The organism is Enterobacter sp. RHBSTW-00975 (assembly GCF_013615235.1).
In the GTDB taxonomy this organism is placed as follows: domain Bacteria; phylum Pseudomonadota; class Gammaproteobacteria; order Enterobacterales; family Enterobacteriaceae; genus Enterobacter; species Enterobacter ludwigii.
The window spans coordinates 828073-847764 of the sequence record NZ_CP055883.1 but is presented as its reverse complement, the minus strand read 5'-3'; the positions used below and the strand labels follow the sequence as shown (position 1 = coordinate 847764).

At 54.6% G+C, this 19692-nt stretch carries 20 protein-coding genes; 8 read left to right on the top strand and 12 right to left on the bottom strand.

Features of this window, described 5'->3' with window-relative positions; all coding sequences use genetic code 11:
- Positions 1–178 precede the first annotated feature (178 nt).
- The 6 genes from metN (at position 179) to proS (ending at position 5755) form a co-directional block, all read left to right on the top strand.
- Entirely contained in the window at positions 179–1210 is a 1032-nt protein-coding gene (gene metN / locus HV340_RS04000) for a methionine ABC transporter ATP-binding protein MetN (RefSeq protein WP_014168731.1), read from the top strand.
- A complete protein-coding gene (locus tag HV340_RS03995) occupies positions 1203–1856 on the top strand; it encodes a methionine ABC transporter permease MetI (RefSeq protein WP_014168730.1) in 654 nt (217 codons plus the stop codon). Before metN ends, HV340_RS03995 begins: the two co-directional genes overlap by 8 nt.
- 40 nt (positions 1857–1896) lie before the next feature.
- Complete coding sequence (gene metQ / locus HV340_RS03990) at positions 1897–2712, top strand: methionine ABC transporter substrate-binding lipoprotein MetQ (RefSeq protein WP_014168729.1); 816 nt, start codon at positions 1897–1899, stop codon at positions 2710–2712.
- A 106-nt stretch (positions 2713–2818) separates the two neighbouring features.
- Complete coding sequence (gene rcsF / locus HV340_RS03985; RefSeq protein WP_014168727.1) at positions 2819–3223, top strand: Rcs stress response system protein RcsF; 405 nt, start codon at positions 2819–2821, stop codon at positions 3221–3223.
- The gene (gene tsaA / locus HV340_RS03980) at positions 3220–3924 is read left to right on the top strand and encodes a tRNA (N6-threonylcarbamoyladenosine(37)-N6)-methyltransferase TrmO (protein ID WP_032679646.1); all 705 of its coding nucleotides are present in this window, start codon (positions 3220–3222) and stop codon (positions 3922–3924) included. Before rcsF ends, tsaA begins: the two co-directional genes overlap by 4 nt.
- A 112-nt stretch (positions 3925–4036) precedes the next feature.
- The gene (proS, locus tag HV340_RS03975; protein ID WP_014168725.1) at positions 4037–5755 is read left to right on the top strand and encodes a proline--tRNA ligase; all 1719 of its coding nucleotides are present in this window, start codon (positions 4037–4039) and stop codon (positions 5753–5755) included.
- A gap of 53 nt (positions 5756–5808) precedes the next feature.
- Here the strand turns inward: proS and nlpE are convergent, their stop codons facing one another.
- Genes nlpE through HV340_RS03960 form a run of 3 tightly spaced genes read right to left on the bottom strand, consistent with a single transcriptional unit; the run spans position 5809 to position 7505 of the window.
- A complete protein-coding gene (gene nlpE / locus HV340_RS03970; protein ID WP_014168724.1) occupies positions 5809–6507 on the bottom strand; it encodes an envelope stress response activation lipoprotein NlpE in 699 nt (232 codons plus the stop codon).
- A gap of 33 nt (positions 6508–6540) precedes the next feature.
- A complete protein-coding gene (gene arfB, locus HV340_RS03965) occupies positions 6541–6963 on the bottom strand; it encodes an alternative ribosome rescue aminoacyl-tRNA hydrolase ArfB (RefSeq protein WP_020882624.1) in 423 nt (140 codons plus the stop codon).
- Complete coding sequence (locus tag HV340_RS03960; protein WP_014168722.1) at positions 6960–7505, bottom strand: YaeQ family protein; 546 nt, start codon at positions 7503–7505, stop codon at positions 6960–6962. The genes arfB and HV340_RS03960 overlap by 4 nt, the downstream gene beginning before the upstream one ends.
- Positions 7506–7701: 196 nt before the next feature.
- On the opposite strand from HV340_RS03960, the gene HV340_RS03955 reads away from it, so the two are divergent.
- Both HV340_RS03955 and rof read left to right on the top strand, forming a co-directional pair.
- Positions 7702–7902 (top strand): YaeP family protein, encoded by a 201-nt coding sequence (locus HV340_RS03955; RefSeq protein WP_014168721.1) that lies wholly within the window; start codon positions 7702–7704, stop codon positions 7900–7902.
- The gene (gene rof / locus HV340_RS03950) at positions 7889–8149 is read left to right on the top strand and encodes a Rho-binding antiterminator (protein ID WP_014168720.1); all 261 of its coding nucleotides are present in this window, start codon (positions 7889–7891) and stop codon (positions 8147–8149) included. Before HV340_RS03955 ends, rof begins: the two co-directional genes overlap by 14 nt.
- 28 nt (positions 8150–8177) lie before the next feature.
- Here rof and tilS read toward each other — a convergent pair whose 3' ends face one another.
- The 9 genes from tilS to fabZ form a co-directional block, all read right to left on the bottom strand.
- A complete protein-coding gene (tilS, locus tag HV340_RS03945) occupies positions 8178–9464 on the bottom strand; it encodes a tRNA lysidine(34) synthetase TilS (RefSeq protein ID WP_059306863.1) in 1287 nt (428 codons plus the stop codon).
- A 57-nt stretch (positions 9465–9521) separates the two neighbouring features.
- Positions 9522–9911, bottom strand: a complete 390-nt coding sequence (locus HV340_RS03940; RefSeq protein WP_059306862.1) for a VOC family protein — start codon at positions 9909–9911, stop codon at positions 9522–9524.
- Between the two features lie 65 nt (positions 9912–9976).
- Positions 9977–12109 (bottom strand): lysine decarboxylase LdcC, encoded by a 2133-nt coding sequence (locus HV340_RS03935; RefSeq protein WP_014168717.1) that lies wholly within the window; start codon positions 12107–12109, stop codon positions 9977–9979.
- 100 nt (positions 12110–12209) lie between these two features.
- Positions 12210–13169, bottom strand: coding sequence for an acetyl-CoA carboxylase carboxyl transferase subunit alpha (gene accA / locus HV340_RS03930; protein ID WP_014168716.1), 960 nt, complete (start codon positions 13167–13169; stop codon positions 12210–12212).
- Between the two features lie 12 nt (positions 13170–13181).
- Positions 13182–16664, bottom strand: coding sequence for a DNA polymerase III subunit alpha (dnaE, locus tag HV340_RS03925; RefSeq protein WP_181216295.1), 3483 nt, complete (start codon positions 16662–16664; stop codon positions 13182–13184).
- A gap of 38 nt (positions 16665–16702) precedes the next feature.
- The gene (gene rnhB / locus HV340_RS03920) at positions 16703–17299 is read right to left on the bottom strand and encodes a ribonuclease HII (RefSeq protein ID WP_014168714.1); all 597 of its coding nucleotides are present in this window, start codon (positions 17297–17299) and stop codon (positions 16703–16705) included.
- Complete coding sequence (gene lpxB, locus HV340_RS03915) at positions 17296–18444, bottom strand: lipid-A-disaccharide synthase (protein ID WP_032681631.1); 1149 nt, start codon at positions 18442–18444, stop codon at positions 17296–17298. The genes rnhB and lpxB overlap by 4 nt, the downstream gene beginning before the upstream one ends.
- The gene (lpxA, locus tag HV340_RS03910; protein ID WP_020882620.1) at positions 18444–19232 is read right to left on the bottom strand and encodes an acyl-ACP--UDP-N-acetylglucosamine O-acyltransferase; all 789 of its coding nucleotides are present in this window, start codon (positions 19230–19232) and stop codon (positions 18444–18446) included. Before lpxA ends, lpxB begins: the two co-directional genes overlap by 1 nt.
- Positions 19233–19235: 3 nt before the next feature.
- The gene (gene fabZ, locus HV340_RS03905; protein ID WP_010426706.1) at positions 19236–19691 is read right to left on the bottom strand and encodes a 3-hydroxyacyl-ACP dehydratase FabZ; all 456 of its coding nucleotides are present in this window, start codon (positions 19689–19691) and stop codon (positions 19236–19238) included.
- Position 19692 lies beyond the last annotated feature (1 nt).

Below are 19692 nucleotides of genomic sequence, written 5' to 3'. Positions count from 1 at the left end.
CTGAAAAAGGCATGTACAGCTAGTATCTCATGAATCGCAGCGCAATAAAGTGCTCATCGTACAGAGTTGGATTGATTTAGACGTCTGGATGCCTTAACATCCGTTTTGTTTACGGTCATCACCCGTATCTGGCAGAAGAAAATGCCACGGCTAACTTACATACGATAAAAATAATCTAATGATTAAACTTTCCAATATCACCAAAGTGTTCCAGCAGGGGAACCGAACCATTCAGGCGCTGAACAATGTCAGCCTGCATGTTCCTGCTGGTCAAATTTATGGCGTCATTGGCGCATCGGGTGCAGGTAAAAGTACGCTGATCCGTTGTGTTAACCTGCTTGAGCGCCCAACCCAGGGTCGTGTAGAAGTAGGCGGGCAGGAACTGACCGCCCTTTCAGAGAAAGAACTGACGAAAGCACGCCGCCAGATTGGCATGATCTTCCAGCACTTTAACCTGCTGGCCTCCCGTACGGTGTTTGGCAACGTTGCCTTACCGCTGGAACTGGACAACACGCCAAAAGAAGAAGTTAAGCGTCGCGTAACCGAACTGCTGGATCTCGTCGGTCTGGGTGATAAACACGATAGCTACCCGGCAAACCTGTCCGGCGGACAAAAGCAGCGTGTGGCCATTGCCCGCGCGCTGGCAAGCAACCCGAAAGTGCTGCTGTGCGATGAAGCCACCAGCGCATTAGATCCCGCCACTACGCGTTCCATTCTGGAGCTGCTGAAGGACATCAACCGTCGCCTCGGCCTGACCATTCTCCTTATTACACATGAAATGGACGTGGTGAAACGCATCTGTGATTGCGTCGCGGTAATCAGCAACGGTGAGTTGATTGAGCAAGACACGGTCAGCGAAGTGTTTTCCCATCCGAAAACACCACTGGCACAACAGTTTATTCAGTCCACGCTGCACCTGGATATTCCGGAAGATTATCTGGAGCGTTTAAAAACAGAATCGACCGCTGACAGCGTCCCGATGCTGCGTATGGAGTTCACTGGCCAGTCCGTCGATGCACCGCTGCTGTCCGAAACCGCGCGCCGCTTTAATGTGAATAACAACATCATCAGCGCGCAAATGGATTACGCCGGTGGCGTGAAGTTCGGCATCATGCTGACGGAAATGCACGGCACACAAGCAGAAACCCAGGCGGCAATTGCCTGGCTGCAAGAACATCACGTAAAAGTAGAGGTACTGGGTTATGTCTGAGCCGATGATGTGGCTGCTGGTTCGCGGCGTTTGGGAAACGCTGGCAATGACCTTTGTATCAGGCTTCTTTGGTTTTGTGATTGGTCTGCCGGTCGGCGTGCTGCTGTATGTGACGCGCCCGGGACAAATCATTGAGAACGCGAAGCTGTATCGCACCCTGTCTGCACTGGTGAATATCTTCCGTTCTATCCCGTTCATTATTCTGCTGGTGTGGATGATTCCATTTACCCGTGTGATCGTGGGAACGTCTATCGGTTTGCAGGCAGCTATCGTTCCGCTGACCGTGGGAGCTGCGCCGTTTATCGCCCGTATGGTGGAAAACGCCCTGCTGGAAATCCCGACCGGTTTGATCGAGGCTTCCCGCGCGATGGGGGCAACGCCAATGCAGATCGTTCGTAAAGTCCTGCTGCCTGAAGCGCTGCCAGGGCTGGTTAACGCGGCAACCATTACGTTGATTACTCTGGTGGGTTATTCCGCGATGGGCGGTGCCGTTGGCGCCGGCGGTTTAGGCCAGATTGGCTACCAGTACGGCTATATTGGTTATAACGCTACCGTAATGAATACCGTTCTGGTATTGCTGGTTGTGCTGGTTTACTTAATCCAGTTCTCTGGCGATCGCATCGTCCGGACTGTTACTCACAAATAACGTTACACACAACACAAACTCGACGAGTTAAGGATATAACATGGCGTTTAAATTAAAGACCTTTGCAGCGGTAGGCGCGCTGATCGGCTCTCTGGCACTGGTGGGTTGCGGTCAGGACGAAAAAGATCCAAACCACATCAAAGTGGGCGTTATCGTGGGTGCAGAACAGCAGGTTGCTGAAGTCGCGCAGAAAGTCGCGAAAGAGAAGTATGGTCTGGACGTTGAGCTGGTGACCTTTAACGATTACGTTCTGCCGAACGAAGCGCTGAGCAAAGGCGATATCGACGCCAACGCCTTCCAGCATAAACCTTACCTGGATCAGCAGATCAAGGATCGCGGCTATAAACTGGTGGGTGTGGGTAACACCTTTGTTTACCCTATTGCCGGTTACTCCAAGAAAATTAAATCTCTGGACGAACTGCAGCCAGGCTCTCAGGTTGCCGTGCCTAACGACCCAACCAACCTTGGCCGTTCCCTGCTGCTGCTGCAGAAAGTGGGCCTGATTAAGCTGAAAGACGGTGTTGGCCTGCTGCCAACCGTTCTGGATGTCACCGAGAATCCGAAAAATCTGAAAATTGTTGAGCTGGAAGCCCCACAGCTGCCACGTTCTCTCGACGACGCGCAGATTGCCCTGGCCGTTATCAACACCACGTACGCCAGCCAGATTGGCCTGACGCCAGCGAAAGACGGTATCTTCGTTGAAGACAAAGACTCCCCGTACGTAAACCTGATCGTGACTCGCGAAGACAACAAAGATGCGGAAAACGTGAAGAAGTTCGTACAGGCTTATCAGTCTGACGAAGTTTACCAGGAAGCCAACAAAGTGTTTAACGGCGGCGCTGTTAAGGGCTGGTAATCTCACCTCAGTGTAATATCATCAAGACGGGCTTATGCCCGTCTTGTCATTTGTGCAGTCAACTGATTCAATATCTGACGTTTTGATTATCCATTGAGGAATTATTATGCGTGCTTTACCGATCTGTCTTTTAGCACTCATGCTGAGCGGCTGTTCTATGCTAAGCAGATCTCCTGTTGAACCTGTCCAAAGCACGGCAACCCCGCCAAAAGCAGAACCCGTAAAACCGAAAGCGCCTCGCCCTGCGCCGGTTCGCATTATTACCAAAGCTGACGAACTCGTGGGTAAACCTTTCCGTGAACTGGGTGAAGTAAGCGGCGAATCCTGTCAGGCTACCAATCAGGACTCTCCACCGAATATCCCAACAGCGCGTAAACGCATGCAGATCAACGCGGCAAAAATGAAAGCCAACGCGGTTCTGCTGCATAGCTGCGAAGTGACCAGTGGAACACCGGGTTGCTACCGTCAGGCGGTTTGCATCGGCTCGGCGCTGAACATTACGGCGAAATGAGTTCATTTCAGTTCGAACAGATAGGCGTTATTCGCTCTCCCTATAAAGAGAAGTTCGCCGTGCCACGCCAGCCAGGTCTGGTCACCAGCGGTGGCGAGCTTCACTTGATCGCGCCCTACAATCAGGCCGATGCCGTACGCGGGCTCGAAGCATTCAGCCACTTATGGATTGTGTTTGTGTTTCACCAGACGATGGAAGGTGGCTGGCGTCCGACCGTACGCCCTCCTCGCCTGGGAGGCAACGCCAGGATGGGCGTGTTTGCGACGCGCTCAACCTTCCGTCCAAACCCTGTCGGGATGTCGCTGGTCGAACTGAAAGGTATACGCTGTCAAAAGGATCAGGTCATACTGGAATTAGGCAGCCTTGACCTGGTTGATGGCACGCCGGTTATCGATATCAAGCCGTATCTCCCCTTTGCCGAAGCGTTACCCGACGCCCGCGCAAGCTATGCACAGGAAGCACCGCAGGCAGATATGCCTGTTCACTTCACGGCTGAGATAACCACGCAGCTTGAGCAGCTGGAAACACGCTATCCCCGCCTTCGTGACTTTATCACCGAAGTGCTGGCTCAGGACCCCCGTCCGGCCTATCGTAAAGAAGAGGACGCTGGGAAAACCTACGCCGTCTGGCTGCTGGATTTTAACGTTCGCTGGCGCGTGACCGGGGCAGGTTTTGAAGTGTTTGCCCTTGAACCCAGGTAATTTTGTCCTCCTCTCTTTTGGCATCTTTGCCACACTGGTAAACTAAACCACTTTTTTTGTCTCAGGCTGGTGTTTCAGCCTGTTCCAATCGTCGAAATGGAACCGTAACAACATGCGTACTAGCCAATATCTGCTCTCCACTCTGAAGGAGACGCCTGCCGACGCCGAAGTGATCAGCCATCAGCTGATGCTGCGCGCCGGGATGATCCGCAAGCTGGCCTCCGGGTTATATACCTGGCTGCCGACCGGCGTGCGCGTCCTGAAAAAAGTCGAAAACATCGTGCGTGAAGAGATGAACAACGCCGGTGCTATCGAGGTGTCCATGCCTGTGGTTCAGCCCGCTGACCTGTGGCAGGAGAGCGGCCGTTGGGAGCAATATGGCCCTGAGCTGCTGCGTTTCGTTGATCGTGGCGAGCGTCCATTCGTCCTCGGCCCAACGCATGAAGAAGTCATTACCGACCTGATTCGTAATGAGCTGAGCTCTTACAAACAGCTGCCGCTGAACTTCTTCCAGATCCAGACCAAGTTCCGTGATGAAGTTCGCCCACGTTTCGGCGTCATGCGCTCACGCGAATTCCTGATGAAAGATGCTTACTCTTTCCATACGTCTCAGGAATCGCTGCAAGAGACCTACGACAAAATGTACGAGGCTTACAGCAAAATCTTCTCCCGTATGGGGCTGGATTTCCGTGCTGTGCAGGCTGATACCGGTTCTATCGGCGGAAGCGCGTCTCATGAGTTCCAGGTTCTGGCTCAGAGCGGCGAAGACGATGTGATCTTCTCTGACTCTTCTGATTACGCCGCGAACATCGAGTTTGCAGAAGCGCTGGCCCCTAAAGCGCCACGTGCTGCTGCAACCGAAGAGATGACGCTGGTTGATACACCTCACGCAAAAACCATTGCCGAGCTGGTTGAGCAGTTCAACCTGCCCGTCGAAAAAACGGTAAAAACCCTGCTGGTGAAATCCACCGAAGGTAGCGCGTACCCGCTGGTTGCCCTGCTGGTGCGTGGCGATCACGAACTGAACGAAGTGAAAGCTGAGAAGCTGCCTCAGGTTGCCAGCCCGCTGACGTTCGCAACGGAAGCGGAAATCCGTGCCGTCGTGAACGCAGGTCCTGGCTCTCTGGGCCCGGTGAATATGCCGGTTCCGGTGGTTATTGACCGTACGGTAGCCGCAATGAGCGACTTCGCCGCTGGCGCTAACATCGACGGTAAACATTACTTCGGCATCAACTGGGATCGCGATGTCGCGACGCCGGAAGTCGCTGATATCCGTAACGTGGTGGCAGGCGATCCAAGCCCGGACGGCCAGGGCACCCTGATGATCAAACGCGGTATCGAAGTGGGCCACATCTTCCAGCTGGGGGATAAATATTCCCGCGCGCTGAATGCCGCCGTTCAGGGGGAAGATGGCCGCAACCAGATCCTGACCATGGGTTGCTACGGTATCGGTGTGACGCGTGTGGTTGCAGCCGCCATTGAGCAAAACTACGACGAACGTGGCATCGTCTGGCCAGACAATATCGCCCCGTTCCAGGTGGCTATTCTGCCAATGAACATGCACAAGTCTTACCGCGTGCAGGAGCTGGCCGAAAAACTTTACTCCGAGCTGCGCGCTCAGGGTATCGAAGTGCTGATGGATGACCGTAAAGAGCGTCCAGGCGTGATGTTTGCCGATATGGAACTGATCGGTATCCCGCACACCGTAGTCATCGGCGACCGTAACCTCGACAGCGACGACATTGAATACAAATACCGTCGCAGTGGTGAAAAGCAGATGATCAAGACTGGCGACATTCTTGATTACCTGGTGAAAGCCATCAAAGGTTAACGTTAAACAAAAAACCCCGCTCAGGCGGGGTTTTTTAATGGGCCGATATCGGCTTATTTGCTGTTACAGTCTTTGCCCGCAACAAACTTCGCGTCTTTATCTGCCACCAGCGTTTTCACCAGCTCTCCGCTGTCCGGGTTCGGCTCCAGCGTAAAGTGACCATCTACCGTCAGCAGGACTGGCTTGCTGTCATTGCCACGCGCAACAGCGTAATCACGCTCCAGCTGCGCATTGTTCGCCACGCTGATTTTCTTGCCGGTGGCGCAGTCGGTAAAGATCGCCGCATCCGCCATATAGAAATACATCCCACGCATTGGCATTGGCGTTGCAGGCAGGGCCGCTTTCACCGGGGCCAGCGTATAGTTGAACTGGGACTCAATCGGATTGCCTTCGCGGTCGAGCATCTCCATCCCTTCACCTTTGGCGCGGAAATAGGTTTTCTCACCGGTGGTATCCGTCAGTACCAGCTTCTCAGCCGTACGCGCCCATGTCCCGTAGCTCGCAAAGGAAGATGGTTCTTTCGCCCCCTGATAACGCTGGTTCATAACCCAGGTACCGTCTTTCTGCAGGAACAGTGACGTTTCAATGCCCTCGCAGTCGGCACACGGTAAAACGCCGCGCCAGCTCTGCTGCATTGGTTTTAACTCTTCATTCTGCGCAGGCTGCACGACCTGCGTTTCAGAACGGTTGTTACACCCGAAAAGCGCAAACAGCGTACTCACTGCCAGCGCTGACAATAATGCTTTTTTCACAATGAATTCCTTATGAAATTGTGTTCCTTTTCGTCACTCCGTAGGGCGACGAACTTTACCGCGTAGTGCTTTCACTGTGGATTTTTGGGCCTTCGACGATAGCCGACGCTCTTTCGATGCGCGGGTCGGTCGCGTTGCCCGACGGCTTTTTTGCACTGCCGTTAGTTCTTTAATCATCGACACCAGTCTGGCAATCGCCGCTTCGCGGTTCAACTCCTGGCTGCGGTACTCCTGCGCTTTAATCACAATCACGCCATCACTGGTGATCAGATGATGGCTGGCAGCGAGCAGGCTTTCTTTGTAATACTCTGGCAGGCTGGAGGCCCGAATGTCAAAGCGCAAATGGATAGCCGTTGAAGCCTTGTTAACGTGCTGTCCACCCGCCCCCTGAGCACGGATGGCGGTGATCTCCAGCTCATTGTCAGGGATGCTAACGTTTCGGGACAAGACAATCATGGCGCTGGCTGCCACGCCGTCAAATGAATTTCCAGATTATTCTGAGAATCAGAAAGCCAGATAGCGCCGTCCTGAATTGTGGCCTGCAGGACCATCGTCCGGCTGGCAAACTCGCTCAGCTTCGCCAGCTGCTCATCGTCCAGATACCAGACGGTAAGGTTGGCAAACTGCCCGCACTTGCTCTTGCTTTGCTGCCACCAGATTTCCGCAGCACGTTGATTATACGCGAATAACGCCACGTTAGCGGACTGCGTGCAGGCCTTTTTAATGCGGCGCTCATCCGGCAGACCGAGTTCAATCCATAAATCGATACCCAGATGATCGTTGTGCAGCCAGGCCTCTGGCTCGTCCTCAGCGCTTAAGCCACGGCTAAATTGCAGACGCTCGTCAGCATACTTTATCCACGCCAGCAGGCGCAGCATCATGCGCTCCTGGGTTTCAGAGGGGTGGCGTGCCAGAGTGAGTGACGCATCCAGGAACTGGTTGCGGTCAAGATCTGCCACATTGACCACAGCTTTATAAATTGTCGCTTTCAGCGCCATGAGAGAACTCCTTTCGAATCAGGCGCACATTGTAGCGAAAAAGGAATAAAAAGGCTGTTCCCGGGTGAACATTCACCGGCTATCAAGGCGCTGATATTGCTTAAATGAGTATGGTATAGTCACCTTGCTAAACCGAGTTTATCTTCGTAGGCTTAATGATATCTCACAGTAAGTCAGTGCGCTGGCGGGAGGGGATGTGAATAATTATTGTGAGTTAATTCGCAAACGGTATGCGGAAATCGCCAGCGGAGATCTGGGGTATGTCCCGGACGCGTTGGGCTGTGTATTGAAAGTGCTTAATGAAGTGGCCTCTGATGAGGGCCTTTCAGAATCGGTCAGGGAAAAAGCAGCGTATGCTGCGGCGAATTTACTGGTGAGCGATTATGTCAATGAATGAAACTTATCAACCCATCAATTGTGATGACTATGACAACCTCGAACTCGCCTGCCAGCATCATTTAATACTGACGCTGGAGCTAAAAGATGGCGAAGTGTTGAAGGCAAAAGCCAGCGACCTGGTTTCGCGAAAGAATGTGGAATATCTGATAGTGGAAGATGCCGGGGCGACGCGTGAGCTACGTCTGGACAAAATTGCCAGCTTCAGCCACCCGCAAATCGGCACCGTTGTGGTGAGCGAATCCTGATGACACTAACGGGCAGCCCGGCTGCCCGTTACGCTTTCCACTCAAACTGCACGCCCGTTTCTGCCCACCCCTCTTGCGTAATGAATACCCCCGCAGCAGCAATCAGCGTTTCACCGTAGAAAAGTAGCGGCGTGGTATCGCGTCGCCAGGGCGGCACATTGCTCTCCTGCCAGATTTTCTTCAGCTTCCGCCCTCCGTTGCGCCCGACAATATGCAGCAGACCGCCCGCCTTAAAGCGCACGGTGACCGGCTCCCCGGGTTCAGGCAGACGTACATGGCCGGTTGGCACCAAAGACACACGACCGGCATCACAGGGCAACAGCAGCGGTTCCGCAAGCGACGGCCAGTCGAGTACCCTGTCGGCGAGCGAGGGAGATGATTTAACCCACCAGAGCGCCCCTTTATAGCGTCTGACGTCGAAACCGTTCAGGTGCACACACGGCGTAGCATCTTCCCGCGCCAGGGCGACTTCATCCCAGAAACGAGCCAGCATTGCCCGCGACGGCATAGCGGCACCGTGAGAGGCCAGCCAGCGTCGTAACAATGCGGCCCGACGCGCCGGGCTCATCGCTTCCAGCGGTGCGATGGTAAGCGATCCCTGCGCGGAAATCAGTTCCGCCAGCTCTTCGCTCAGCAGCTCATCCAGCAGACTCTCCTGTTCAGCGCACAGCATGGCGCTGCGTGCTGCCGCTTCTGCAAAGTGCGGCCAGCGTTCGCTCAGAAGCGGTACGACACGCAGACGCAGGAAGTTACGGTCATAGCGGTCATCCTGGTTGCTTTCATCTTCAATCCAGCTCAGCTCGTGTTCCCGTGCCCACGTTTCCAGCGAGGCTCGCGTCTCGCCAAGCAGTGGGCGAAGGAGGTGCGATCCGGCGAAATCAGCCCGTTCTGGCATCGCGGATAATCCCGCCGGGCCGCTTCCTCGTTTGAGGGCCAGTAATAACGTCTCGCACTGGTCATCGAGATGCTGCGCCGTGACCAGCGCTTCGTCAGGCTGTAATTCAGCGGCAAAAGCGGCATAGCGTGCTTTACGCGCCTGCGCCTCAATGCCCAGCCCCTCATCCTGGAGATGTACACGTTCAACAGTCAGCGGGATCGCCCATGCCGCACACACCGCCTCGCAGTGTGCCACCCACGCATCCGCGTGCGGGCTTAACCCGTGATGAATGTGCATCGCCCGAAGCTGAATATCAGGCTCGTTGTCACGCCAGAGTTTGAGACGGTGGAGCAAAACGGTGGAATCCAGGCCACCGCTAAACCCCACCAGCAGCTGGCGGTACGGTGAAACGGCTTGAGCAATCGCGGGTAGGGTCATAGAAAATCACATATAAAAATGCCCGAACTGAGCGGGCATTATCACACAGGGTGGAAATTACTGCTGGTAAAGCTCCAGCGGAAGGCCATCCGGATCGTTGAAAAAGGTAAAACGCTTGTCGGTGAACGGGTCGATACGAATCGCTTCGCACTTCACGCCGTGGGTTTCCAGATGTTTTACGGCGCGATCAATGTCGTCGACGCTAAAGGCAAGGTGGCGCAGGCCGCAAGCTTCCGGGCGGGACGGACGTGCTGGCGGAAAAGGAAAAGAGAACAGCTCAATCACATATTGCCCGTTTAAAACGAGATCGCCTTTCCAGGAGTCACGCTCCTCACGATACGCCTCGCTTAACAACGTAAAGCCCAGAATATCGCAGTAGAAGGCCTTACTTTTTGCGTAATCGGTGGCAATGATCGCAATATGGTGAACCTGTTTTAAACCCAGCATAGCTTCTCCTTTTTATGATGCCTGAACGTTACAACCGACAACCCGGGCCTGGCAAGCTGTCGCCCTTATTTTAGGACTCGCACCCAGTAAACCCCTTGCTCATCGCGCTTCGCCCCGTGAATATCAGTCTCAAAGCCCGGATAGTGGCGCCCCACTGAGCAGAGCATCAGCAGAAAATCGAGCACCGCCCGACTCTCTTCGGTGATCATCTCCCCCGGCATCAACAACGGTACGCCCGGCGGATAAGGCAGGATCATGTTAGCCGACACGCGCCCGACCAGATTTTCCAGCTCAACGGTTTCAACCTCCCCTTTCACCTGACGTTGCCAGGCCTTGTGTGGGGTCAACTTCATCTCCGGCAGCACGTCAAACGCCTGCAGCATCAGGCGCGGCAGATCGTGCTGACGGATCAGCCGATGGATCCCCTGAGCCAGATCCTGAATGCGCATATTGCGGTAGAAGTCAGGATCTTCAGCATAAAGATCCGGCAGCATATTTTTCACCCGCAGGTTGAGATCGTAAGCGCGCTTAAACTCCATCAGTCCGCGCAATAAGCCCATCGCACGGGTTTTATCTATCCCAATACTGAACAGGAACAAGAGGTTATACGGGCCGGTTTTCTCCACCACTACGCCACGTTCATCAAGGAATTTTGCCACCAGAGCAGCAGGAATGCCTTCGTCACTCATCGTGCCTTGTTCGTCCATCCCCGGAGTCAGGATCGTTACCTTCACCGGGTCGAGGAACATATGGTCGGCGTCGGCATCGCGAAAACCGTGCCAGCTCTCGCCAGGTGAGACAGGCCAGCACTCGGCCTCATCAATCTCTTCGGGTTGCCAGATATCGAAGAACCAGCCGTCTGCTTCATCTTTAAGCCGCTGGACTTCTTTACGGAAATGCAGCGCCCGCTCCACAGACCGATTGATCAGACGCTTGCCCGGATTCCCGCGCAGCATTGCCGCCGCCGTTTCAATAGAGGCCACCAGCGGATAGCTTGGCGAGGTGGTGGTGTGCATCATAAAGGCTTCGTTAAACGTCTCTTCGTCGTACTCGCCTTTGATGTGAATAAGCGAGGCCTGAGAAAACGCGGCCAGCATTTTGTGCGTCGACTGCGTTTCGAAAAACACTTTGCCCGGCACGCGCTCACCGCTCATGCCGCTTTTTCCCGCGTAAATCGGGTGAAAGTTGGTGTATGGCACCCACGCGGAGTCAAAGTGGATCGACGGGACATCCAGCGTCTGCTTAATCCAGTTGGTGTTATAGAGCAGACCGTCATAGGTGGAGTTAGTGATGACCGCATGGATCGGCCAGCTTGCCCCCGGGATCGCCGCGACCTTATGTTCAATCGCGGCGTGGCTAAATTCACGACGCGGGATCCCGCCGAGGATCCCAAGCGCGTTTCGCGTCGGGGAGAGCCATAACGGCACGACATCGCTCATCATCAGCAGATGAGCCAGCGACTTGTGGCAGTTACGGTCAATCAGCAAGGTGCTACCGGCGGGTGCGGCGTACATTCCGACGATTTTGTTTGATGTCGAGGTGCCGTTGGTCACCATATAACTCTGCTCGGCCCCAAAAGTCCGGGCAATGTATTCTTCAGCTTCCAGGTGCGGTCCGGTGTGATCGAGCAGCGATCCGAGTTCAGTGACGGAAATCGACACGTCCGCTTTGAGCGTGTTGCCCCCGAAGAAATCATAGAACAAACAACCCACCGGGCTTTTTTGATAGGCCGTCCCTGCCATATGGCCTGGCGTGCAGAAGGTGTATTTGCCTTCTTTGACGTAAGTAAACAGCGCGCGGGTAAACGGTGGCGTGATGTTATCGAGATATTCACCGGTGTACTGTTGAATACGGGTCGCAATATCTTCCGCGACACCGAGTGAGTATTCAAAGAACCACAGCGCCATTCGCATATCATGAGCGCTCACGTCCATTGTCGAGTGGGTATTAATAAAAGCGTACAGCGGGAGATATTCGTTCAGCTTATTGATATCGCTGCACAACTCCATGTCGTACTCGTCCCAGTCGAAGATCACGCCACAGATGCGAGGGTTGTGCTCGATAAATTTCAGCAGGTCGGCGCTATTGTGCGGCCAAATCAGCTGGTACCCACGGGACTGAAGGGCGTGCTCCAGCTCCTTAATGGGCTCGTCTTTATAAAAGACGCCGTGCGGCCCCATAATGGCGATGATGTTCACGGTTTACCTCCTTGAAAAACATTAGCTAAGCATAGTTAAGGTAAACGGCAGGCATAAAAAAAGCCGCAACAATGTGCGGCTTTTAGGATAATTGTGAAGCTTACGCGTAACCGTAGGTCATCAGACGCTGGTAACGACGGTTGAGTAGATCTTCTGTGCTCAGGACATCCAGGTCCGCCAGGTCTGCCAGCAGCTGCGCTTTCAGGGAAGCCGCCATCACTTCCGGCTTACGATGCGCGCCACCCAGAGGTTCAGGGATCACGGAGTCGATCAGCTTCAGCTCTTTCAGACGTGGGGCAATGATGCCCATCGCTTCTGCAGCCAGAGGCGCTTTATCGGCGCTCTTCCACAGAATAGAGGCACAACCTTCCGGGGAGATAACGGAATAGGTGCTGTACTGCAGCATATTCACTTTATCGCCCACGCCAATCGCCAGCGCACCACCGGAACCCCCTTCACCGATAACGGTACAGATGACCGGCACCTTCAGGCGAGACATCTCGCGAAGGTTACGCGCGATGGCTTCTGACTGGCCACGCTCTTCCGCGCCCACGCCAGGATACGCACCCGGGGTGTCGATGAAGGTGATGATTGGCATCTTGAAACGCTCAGCCATCTCCATCAGACGCAGGGCTTTACGATAGCCTTCTGGTGCCGGCATACCAAAGTTACGACGAATTTTCTCTTTGGTTTCACGGCCTTTCTGATGACCAATGATCATCACCGGGCGCCCGTCCAGACGTGCGATGCCGCCGACGATAGCTTTGTCGTCAGCGTAAGCGCGATCGCCTGCCAGTTCGTCAAATTCGTCAAACGCCAGGCGGACATAATCCAGGGTGTACGGACGCTGTGGATGACGCGCCAGCTGGGCGATCTGCCATGCGCCGAGATCGGCAAAGATTTTGCGCGTCAGTTCTACGCTTTTCTCACGCAGACGATGCACTTCTTCATCGATGTTAATATCCAGTTTTTCATCCTGACGGCTTACCGCTGTCAGAGAATCGATTTTCGCTTCCAGCTCAGCAATCGGCTGTTCGAAATCAAGGAAATTCAGACTCATAGTATTCCTGTATTAGTCAAACTCCAGTTCCACCTGCTCCGAACCAATGAGGCCACGGAGATCGTTAAGTAAACGATCGCTCGGAGAGACACGCCACGTTGCACCAAAGCGCAACCGCGCACGTGCATCCGCCCTCTGATAGTAGAGATGTACTGGAATTGTCCCCGAGCGGTGGGGTTCCAGAGACTGACGGAGTCGGTTTAAAAGCTGGTCATCAATTTGCCTGTCCGTCAGCGAGATAGCAAGCCCGCGAGCATATTTTTCCCGGGCTTCGTCAATGTCCATCACTTCGCGGGCGGTCATTTTAAGCCCCCCACTGAAGTCATCAAAGCTGACCTGTCCGCTGACGATAAGTATGCGGTCTTTTTCCAGCAAATGCTGGTATTTATCCAGCGCGTCGGTGAACAACATCACCTCCAGACGCCCGGAACGGTCATCCAACGTACAGATGCCGATACGATTGCCGCGCTTGGTGACCATAACCCTTGCAGCAATCACGAGCCCCGCAGCCGTGGTGATTTTACCACGTTCTGTCGGATGCATGTCTTTCAGCCTGTAGCCTCCGACATAGCGCTCAATTTCTTTGATGTACTGGGTGATGGGGTGCCCCGTCAGGTATAAGCCTAACGTTTCACGCTCTCCATCCAGCACCACCTGTTCTGGCCACGGCTGGCAGCTGGCATAAGACTGCTCTATCTGCTCTGGCTCTTCCGCCAGTACGCCAAACATATCCGCCTGACCGATCGCTTCCGCTTTGGCGTGCTGATCCGCCGCTTTCAGCGCATCGCCGAGAGAGTTCATCAGCGCGGCACGATGCGGCCCCAGCCTGTCGAACGCGCCGGACATGATCAGTTTTTCGAGCACGCGGCGGTTCAGTTTTTTGGTGTCCGTACGGGCGCAAAGATCGAACAACTCGCGGAAATAACCGCCGTTGTTACGCGCTTCGAGGATTGCCTCAATCGGGCCTTCACCCACGCCTTTTATCGCGCCAATCCCGTAAACAATTTCCCCGTGCTCATTGACGTGGAAATGATAGAGACCGGAGTTGATATCCGGCGGCAGGATCTTAAGCCCCATGCGCCAGCACTCATCGACCAGGCCAACCACCTTCTCGGTGTTGTCCATATCGGCAGTCATAACCGCCGCCATAAATTCAGCAGGATAGTGCGCTTTCAGCCACAGCGTCTGGTAAGAGACCAAAGCATAGGCTGCAGAGTGGGATTTGTTAAATCCGTACCCGGCGAATTTCTCTACCAGGTCAAAGATTTTGATCGCCAGCTCGCCATCAATACCGTTTTTTCTTGCGCCTTCTTCGAAAGTGCCGCGCTGCTTGGCCATCTCTTCCGGCTTTTTCTTACCCATCGCACGACGCAGCATGTCCGCGCCGCCAAGGGTGTAGCCAGAGAGCACCTGGGCAATCTGCATAACCTGTTCCTGGTACAGGATAATGCCGTAGGTTGGCTCCAGAACGGGCTTCAGGCACTCGTGCTGCCACTGCACATCCGGATAGGAAATCTCTTCACGCCCGTGCTTACGGTCGATAAAGTTATCTACCATCCCTGACTGTAGCGGGCCCGGACGGAACAGGGCCACCAGTGCGATCATATCTTCGAAGCAGTCAGGCTGCAGGCGCTTAATCAAATCTTTCATGCCGCGGGATTCAAGCTGGAAGACGGCGGTGGTCTCCGAGCGCTGCAGCATGTCGAAACTTTTCTTATCATCAAGCGGGATGGCCGCGATATCCAGCGGCGGCTCGCCGTTCTTCTCGCGACGGGCGTTGATCATCTCCAGCGCCCAGTTGATGATGGTGAGCGTACGCAGACCGAGGAAGTCAAACTTCACCAGCCCGGCGTATTCGACGTCGTTCTTGTCAAACTGGGTGACCGGATGCTGGCCCGCTTCATCGCAGTATAGCGGCGCAAAATCGGTGATTTTGGTCGGCGCGATAACCACCCCACCCGCATGCTTACCGGCGTTACGCGTGACGCCTTCCAGCTTGCGGGCCATGTCGATCAGCGCTTTAACTTCTTCATCGGCTTCGTAGATTTCTGGCAGCTGTGGTTCAGCTTCAAACGCTTTTGCCAGCGTCATACCTGGGTCAGGTGGCACCAGTTTAGAGATACGATCGACAAAACCGTACGGATGCCCCAGTACACGGCCAACGTCGCGAATAACCGCTTTCGCTGCCATCGTACCGAAGGTAATAATCTGCGATACCGCGTCGCGGCCGTACATGTCCGCCACGTGTTCAATAACCTGGTCGCGTTTCTCCATGCAGAAGTCGACGTCAAAGTCGGGCATCGAGACACGTTCCGGGTTAAGGAAACGTTCGAACAGCAGGTCAAATTCCAGCGGGTCGAGGTCGGTAATTTTGAGTGCATAGGCCACCAGCGAGCCCGCACCGGAGCCACGCCCCGGTCCAACCGGTACGCCGTTATCCTTCGACCACTGGATAAACTCCATAACGATCAGGAAGTAGCCCGGGAAACCCATCTGGTTGATCACCTGGAGTTCAATATCCAGGCGCTCGTCATACTCCGGACGACGCTTTTTACGCTCTTCTTCATCCGGGAAGAGGAATTCCAGACGCTCTTCGAGGCCTTCTTTTGACTTCATGACCAGGAAGTCTTCCGTGGTCATGTCCCCGGTCGGGAACTGCGGCAGGAAGTATTCGCCAAGGCGCACGGTGACGTTACAGCGTTTGGCTATCTCAACGCTGTTCTCCAGCGCTTCCGGGATATCGGAGAAGAGTTCGCACATCTCTTCTTCATTGCGCATGTACTGCTGCGTCGAGTAGTTACGCGGACGTTTCGGATCGTCAAGCGTGAAGCCATCATGGATCGCGACGCGAATCTCATGCGCGTCAAAATCGCCAGGCTCAAGGAAACGCACGTCATTGGTTGCCACCACGGGCAGGCCGCGTTCTTCAGCCAGCGCAACCGCGGCGTGCAGGTAACTCTCTTCGTCCTGCCGACCGGTGCGGATCAGCTCAAGGTAGTAACGATCCGGGAAATGTTCTTCATAGAACGACACGCACTGATCCACCAGCGCACTGTTGCCACGCAGCAGACATTTGCCGACATCACCCATACGGCCGCCGGAGATCAGCAGCAGCCCGTCATTCAGCTCAGCCAGCCAGTCCCGGTCGATCCACGGCCCCAGTGCGCCATAGCCGCGCTGATAGGCTTTGGAGATAAGCAGAGTAAGGTTTTGATACCCCACATTATTCATCGCTAACACGGAGATTTGCGTCAATTCATCGCCGATAAGATCGCTTTGGACGTGAAAATCCGCGCCAATGATGGGTTTCATCCCCGCACCATGTGCCGCTCCGTAGAACTTCACCAGGCCACACAGGTTGGTAAAATCGGTGATCGCCAGCGCAGGCATGCCAAGCGAGGCCGCCTTTTTTACCAGCGGCCCGATCTTCGCCAGCCCATCGATCATGGAGTAGTCGCTATGCACCCGCAGGTGTACGAAACGTGGTTCAGCCATCTTCAGATTCCGCGTTACTTAATTGCTTGCGTATTGATTCAGGACACCAGTCCCAGCGCGCGTTTCACCGGGCCAAAGCTGCGTCGGTGATGTTCAGTTGCGCCATGTTCAGCCAGCCTTTCCAGATGAAAGGCCGTTGGATAACCCTTATGCTGGGCGAAGCCATACTGAGGGTAAGTGAGGTCCAGCGCGGCCATTTCGGCATCACGCGTCACTTTGGCAATGATAGAAGCCGCACTGATTTCTGCGACCCGGCTATCGCCTTTCACCACCGCCATTGACGGCATCGGCAACGCAGGGCAGCGGTTTCCGTCAATCAGGACATACTCCGGGGTAATTTTCAGACCCGCCACTGCACGCTGCATCGCCAGCATAGTGGCATGCAAAATATTGAGTTCGTCGATCTCATGCGGCTCTGCACGCCCCAGGCTCCAGGCCAGCGCCTTTTCCTGAATCTCACTAAACAGCGCCAGACGGCGCTTTTCAGACAATTTTTTAGAGTCGTTTAACCCGATAATCGGGCGAGCAGGATCGAGGATCACCGCAGCGGTCACCACTGCACCCACTAACGGGCCACGACCGACTTCGTCCACACCCGCCACGAGGTGGGTGTGAGGATAAATAAATTCCATCATTTTGCTAACTCCAGCACCGCTTCAGCCGCTTGTTCATCGGCATTACAGCGTATCTGCTGATGCAGTTCGCGGAACGTATCATGCATCTGGTGGCTGGTTTTGCCGTCGGCCAGTAGCGGTAACAACGCATCGGCCAGCGCCTGCGGCTCGCACTCATCCTGCAGAAGCTCTTTTACCAGCTCGCGCCCGGCAAGCAGGTTTGGCAGAGAGACATAGTCCGTTTTCACCAGACGTTTCGCCAGCCAGAAGGTGAACGGCTTCATGCGATAGCCAACCACCATCGGGCACTTCGCCAGCATACACTCCAGCGCAGCGGTGCCCGAGGCCAGCAGTGCGGCGTCGCTTGCGACCATCGCCTCACGGCCCTTCCCGTCCAGCAGATGAACATGGAGATCCGGAGCAACGTCCGCCTTGATGCGCTCAAACTGCTCGCGACGTTTTGCATTCACCAGCGGCACAACCACTTCGAGGTCAGGATAGGTCTTGCGAAGGATTTGCGCCGTTTTCAGGAAGTCCGCGCTGAGCATCTCGACTTCTGCACCACGGCTACCGGGCAGCAGTGCCAGACAGTGCGCATCATGAGGAATACCCAGCACATCGCGCGCCGCGTTTTTATCCGGATCCAGCGGCATTGCATCCGCCATGGTATGACCGATAAAACGGCACGGGACATTAAATTTGTCGTAAAACGCTTTTTCGAAAGGCAGAAAAGCCAGCACCAGGTTGGTTGACCGTCCGATTTTGAAAACGCGTTTCTGTCGCCACGCCCAGACGGACGGACTGACATAATGAATGGTTTTGATGCCCTTCTGCTTCAGATTCCCTTCGAGGGTAATGTTGAAATCCGGTGCATCGATACCGACAAACACATCGGGTTTGAGTTCGGTAAAGCGACGGGTGAGATCGGCACGAATGTGCAGCAGACGGCGCAGGCGACCCAGCACCTCAACGATGCCCATCACAGCCAGCTCTTCCATTTCATACCAGGCTTCACAGCCTTCGGCCTGCATCAACGGGCCAGCAACGCCTACAAAGCGCGCATTGGGTACCCGGGCCTTGAGCGCACGGATAAGACCTGCACCAAGAATATCGCCGGAGGTTTCTCCGGCGACCAGGGCTATCGTAAGCGGACGACTGTCGACCATTAACGAATCAGACCCCTTGTGGAACGGTCAAAGAACGTCATGAACTCGTTCACTTCAGGGTGCTTCTCCGCCAGCTCGGCAATTTCCGGCTTCGCCTCTTCCAGCGTTTTACCGCTACGGTACAACAGTTTGTACGCGTTGCGGATTGCAGTAATCGCTTCGCGACTAAAGCCACGACGCTTGAGGCCTTCGATGTTCACGCCAAACGGCGTGGCATGGTTACCCTGCGCAATGACGAACGGTGGGACATCCTGCGCCACACCGGAGCATCCGCCGACCATCACGTGTGCACCAATGATGCAGAACTGATGGACTGCGGTCATGCCGCCAATAATTGCGAAATCATCTACCGATACGTGTCCTGCCAGCGTTGCGTTGTTGGCAAGAATACAGCGGTTACCTACCGTACAGTCGTGCGCGATATGCGCATTAACCATAAACAGGTTGTCGCTGCCCACCTTCGTCAATCCACCACCCTGTACTGTTCCACGATGAATGGTGACGCTTTCGCGAATGCGGTTACGATCGCCGATTTCCAGACGGGTCGACTCACCAGCATATTTAAGATCCTGGTTTACTTCGCCGATGGAAGCGAACTGATAGATCTCGTTATTGCAGCCAATAGTCGTATGACCATTCACGACAACGTGAGATTTCAGTACTGTACCCTCACCAATTTCGACATGGGGTCCAACAATACAAAATGGGCCAATATGGACGTTAGCACCAATAATGGCACCGACTTCCACAATGGCGGTAGGATGAATAAAGGCGGATTTATCAATCACGTATCAAGACTCCCGGCTACGAGCACACATCATAGTCGCTTCGCAAACAACTTTGCCGTCAACCAGAGCTACGCCTTTGAAGCGAGTCAGGCCGCGACGCGTTTTTTCAAAAGTGACTTCCATGATCATCTGATCACCAGGCACGACAGGACGCTTGAAGCGCGCTTCATCGATACCCGCGAAGTAGTACAGCTCACCCGGCTCCAGTTTGCCCACGCTTTTAAACGCAAGAATACCGGTAGCCTGTGCCATCGCTTCCAGAATCAACACACCCGGGAAGATAGGTTTACCCGGGAAGTGTCCCTGGAAGAACGGCTCGTTCACGGAAACATTTTTCACTGCGCGCAGAAAACGACCTTCTTCAAAATCCAGCACACGGTCTACCAGCAAAAACGGGTAGCGGTGCGGCAGAAGTTCTAAAATCTCTTCAATATGCAGAGTATGAGTGTCAGTAGTCAAA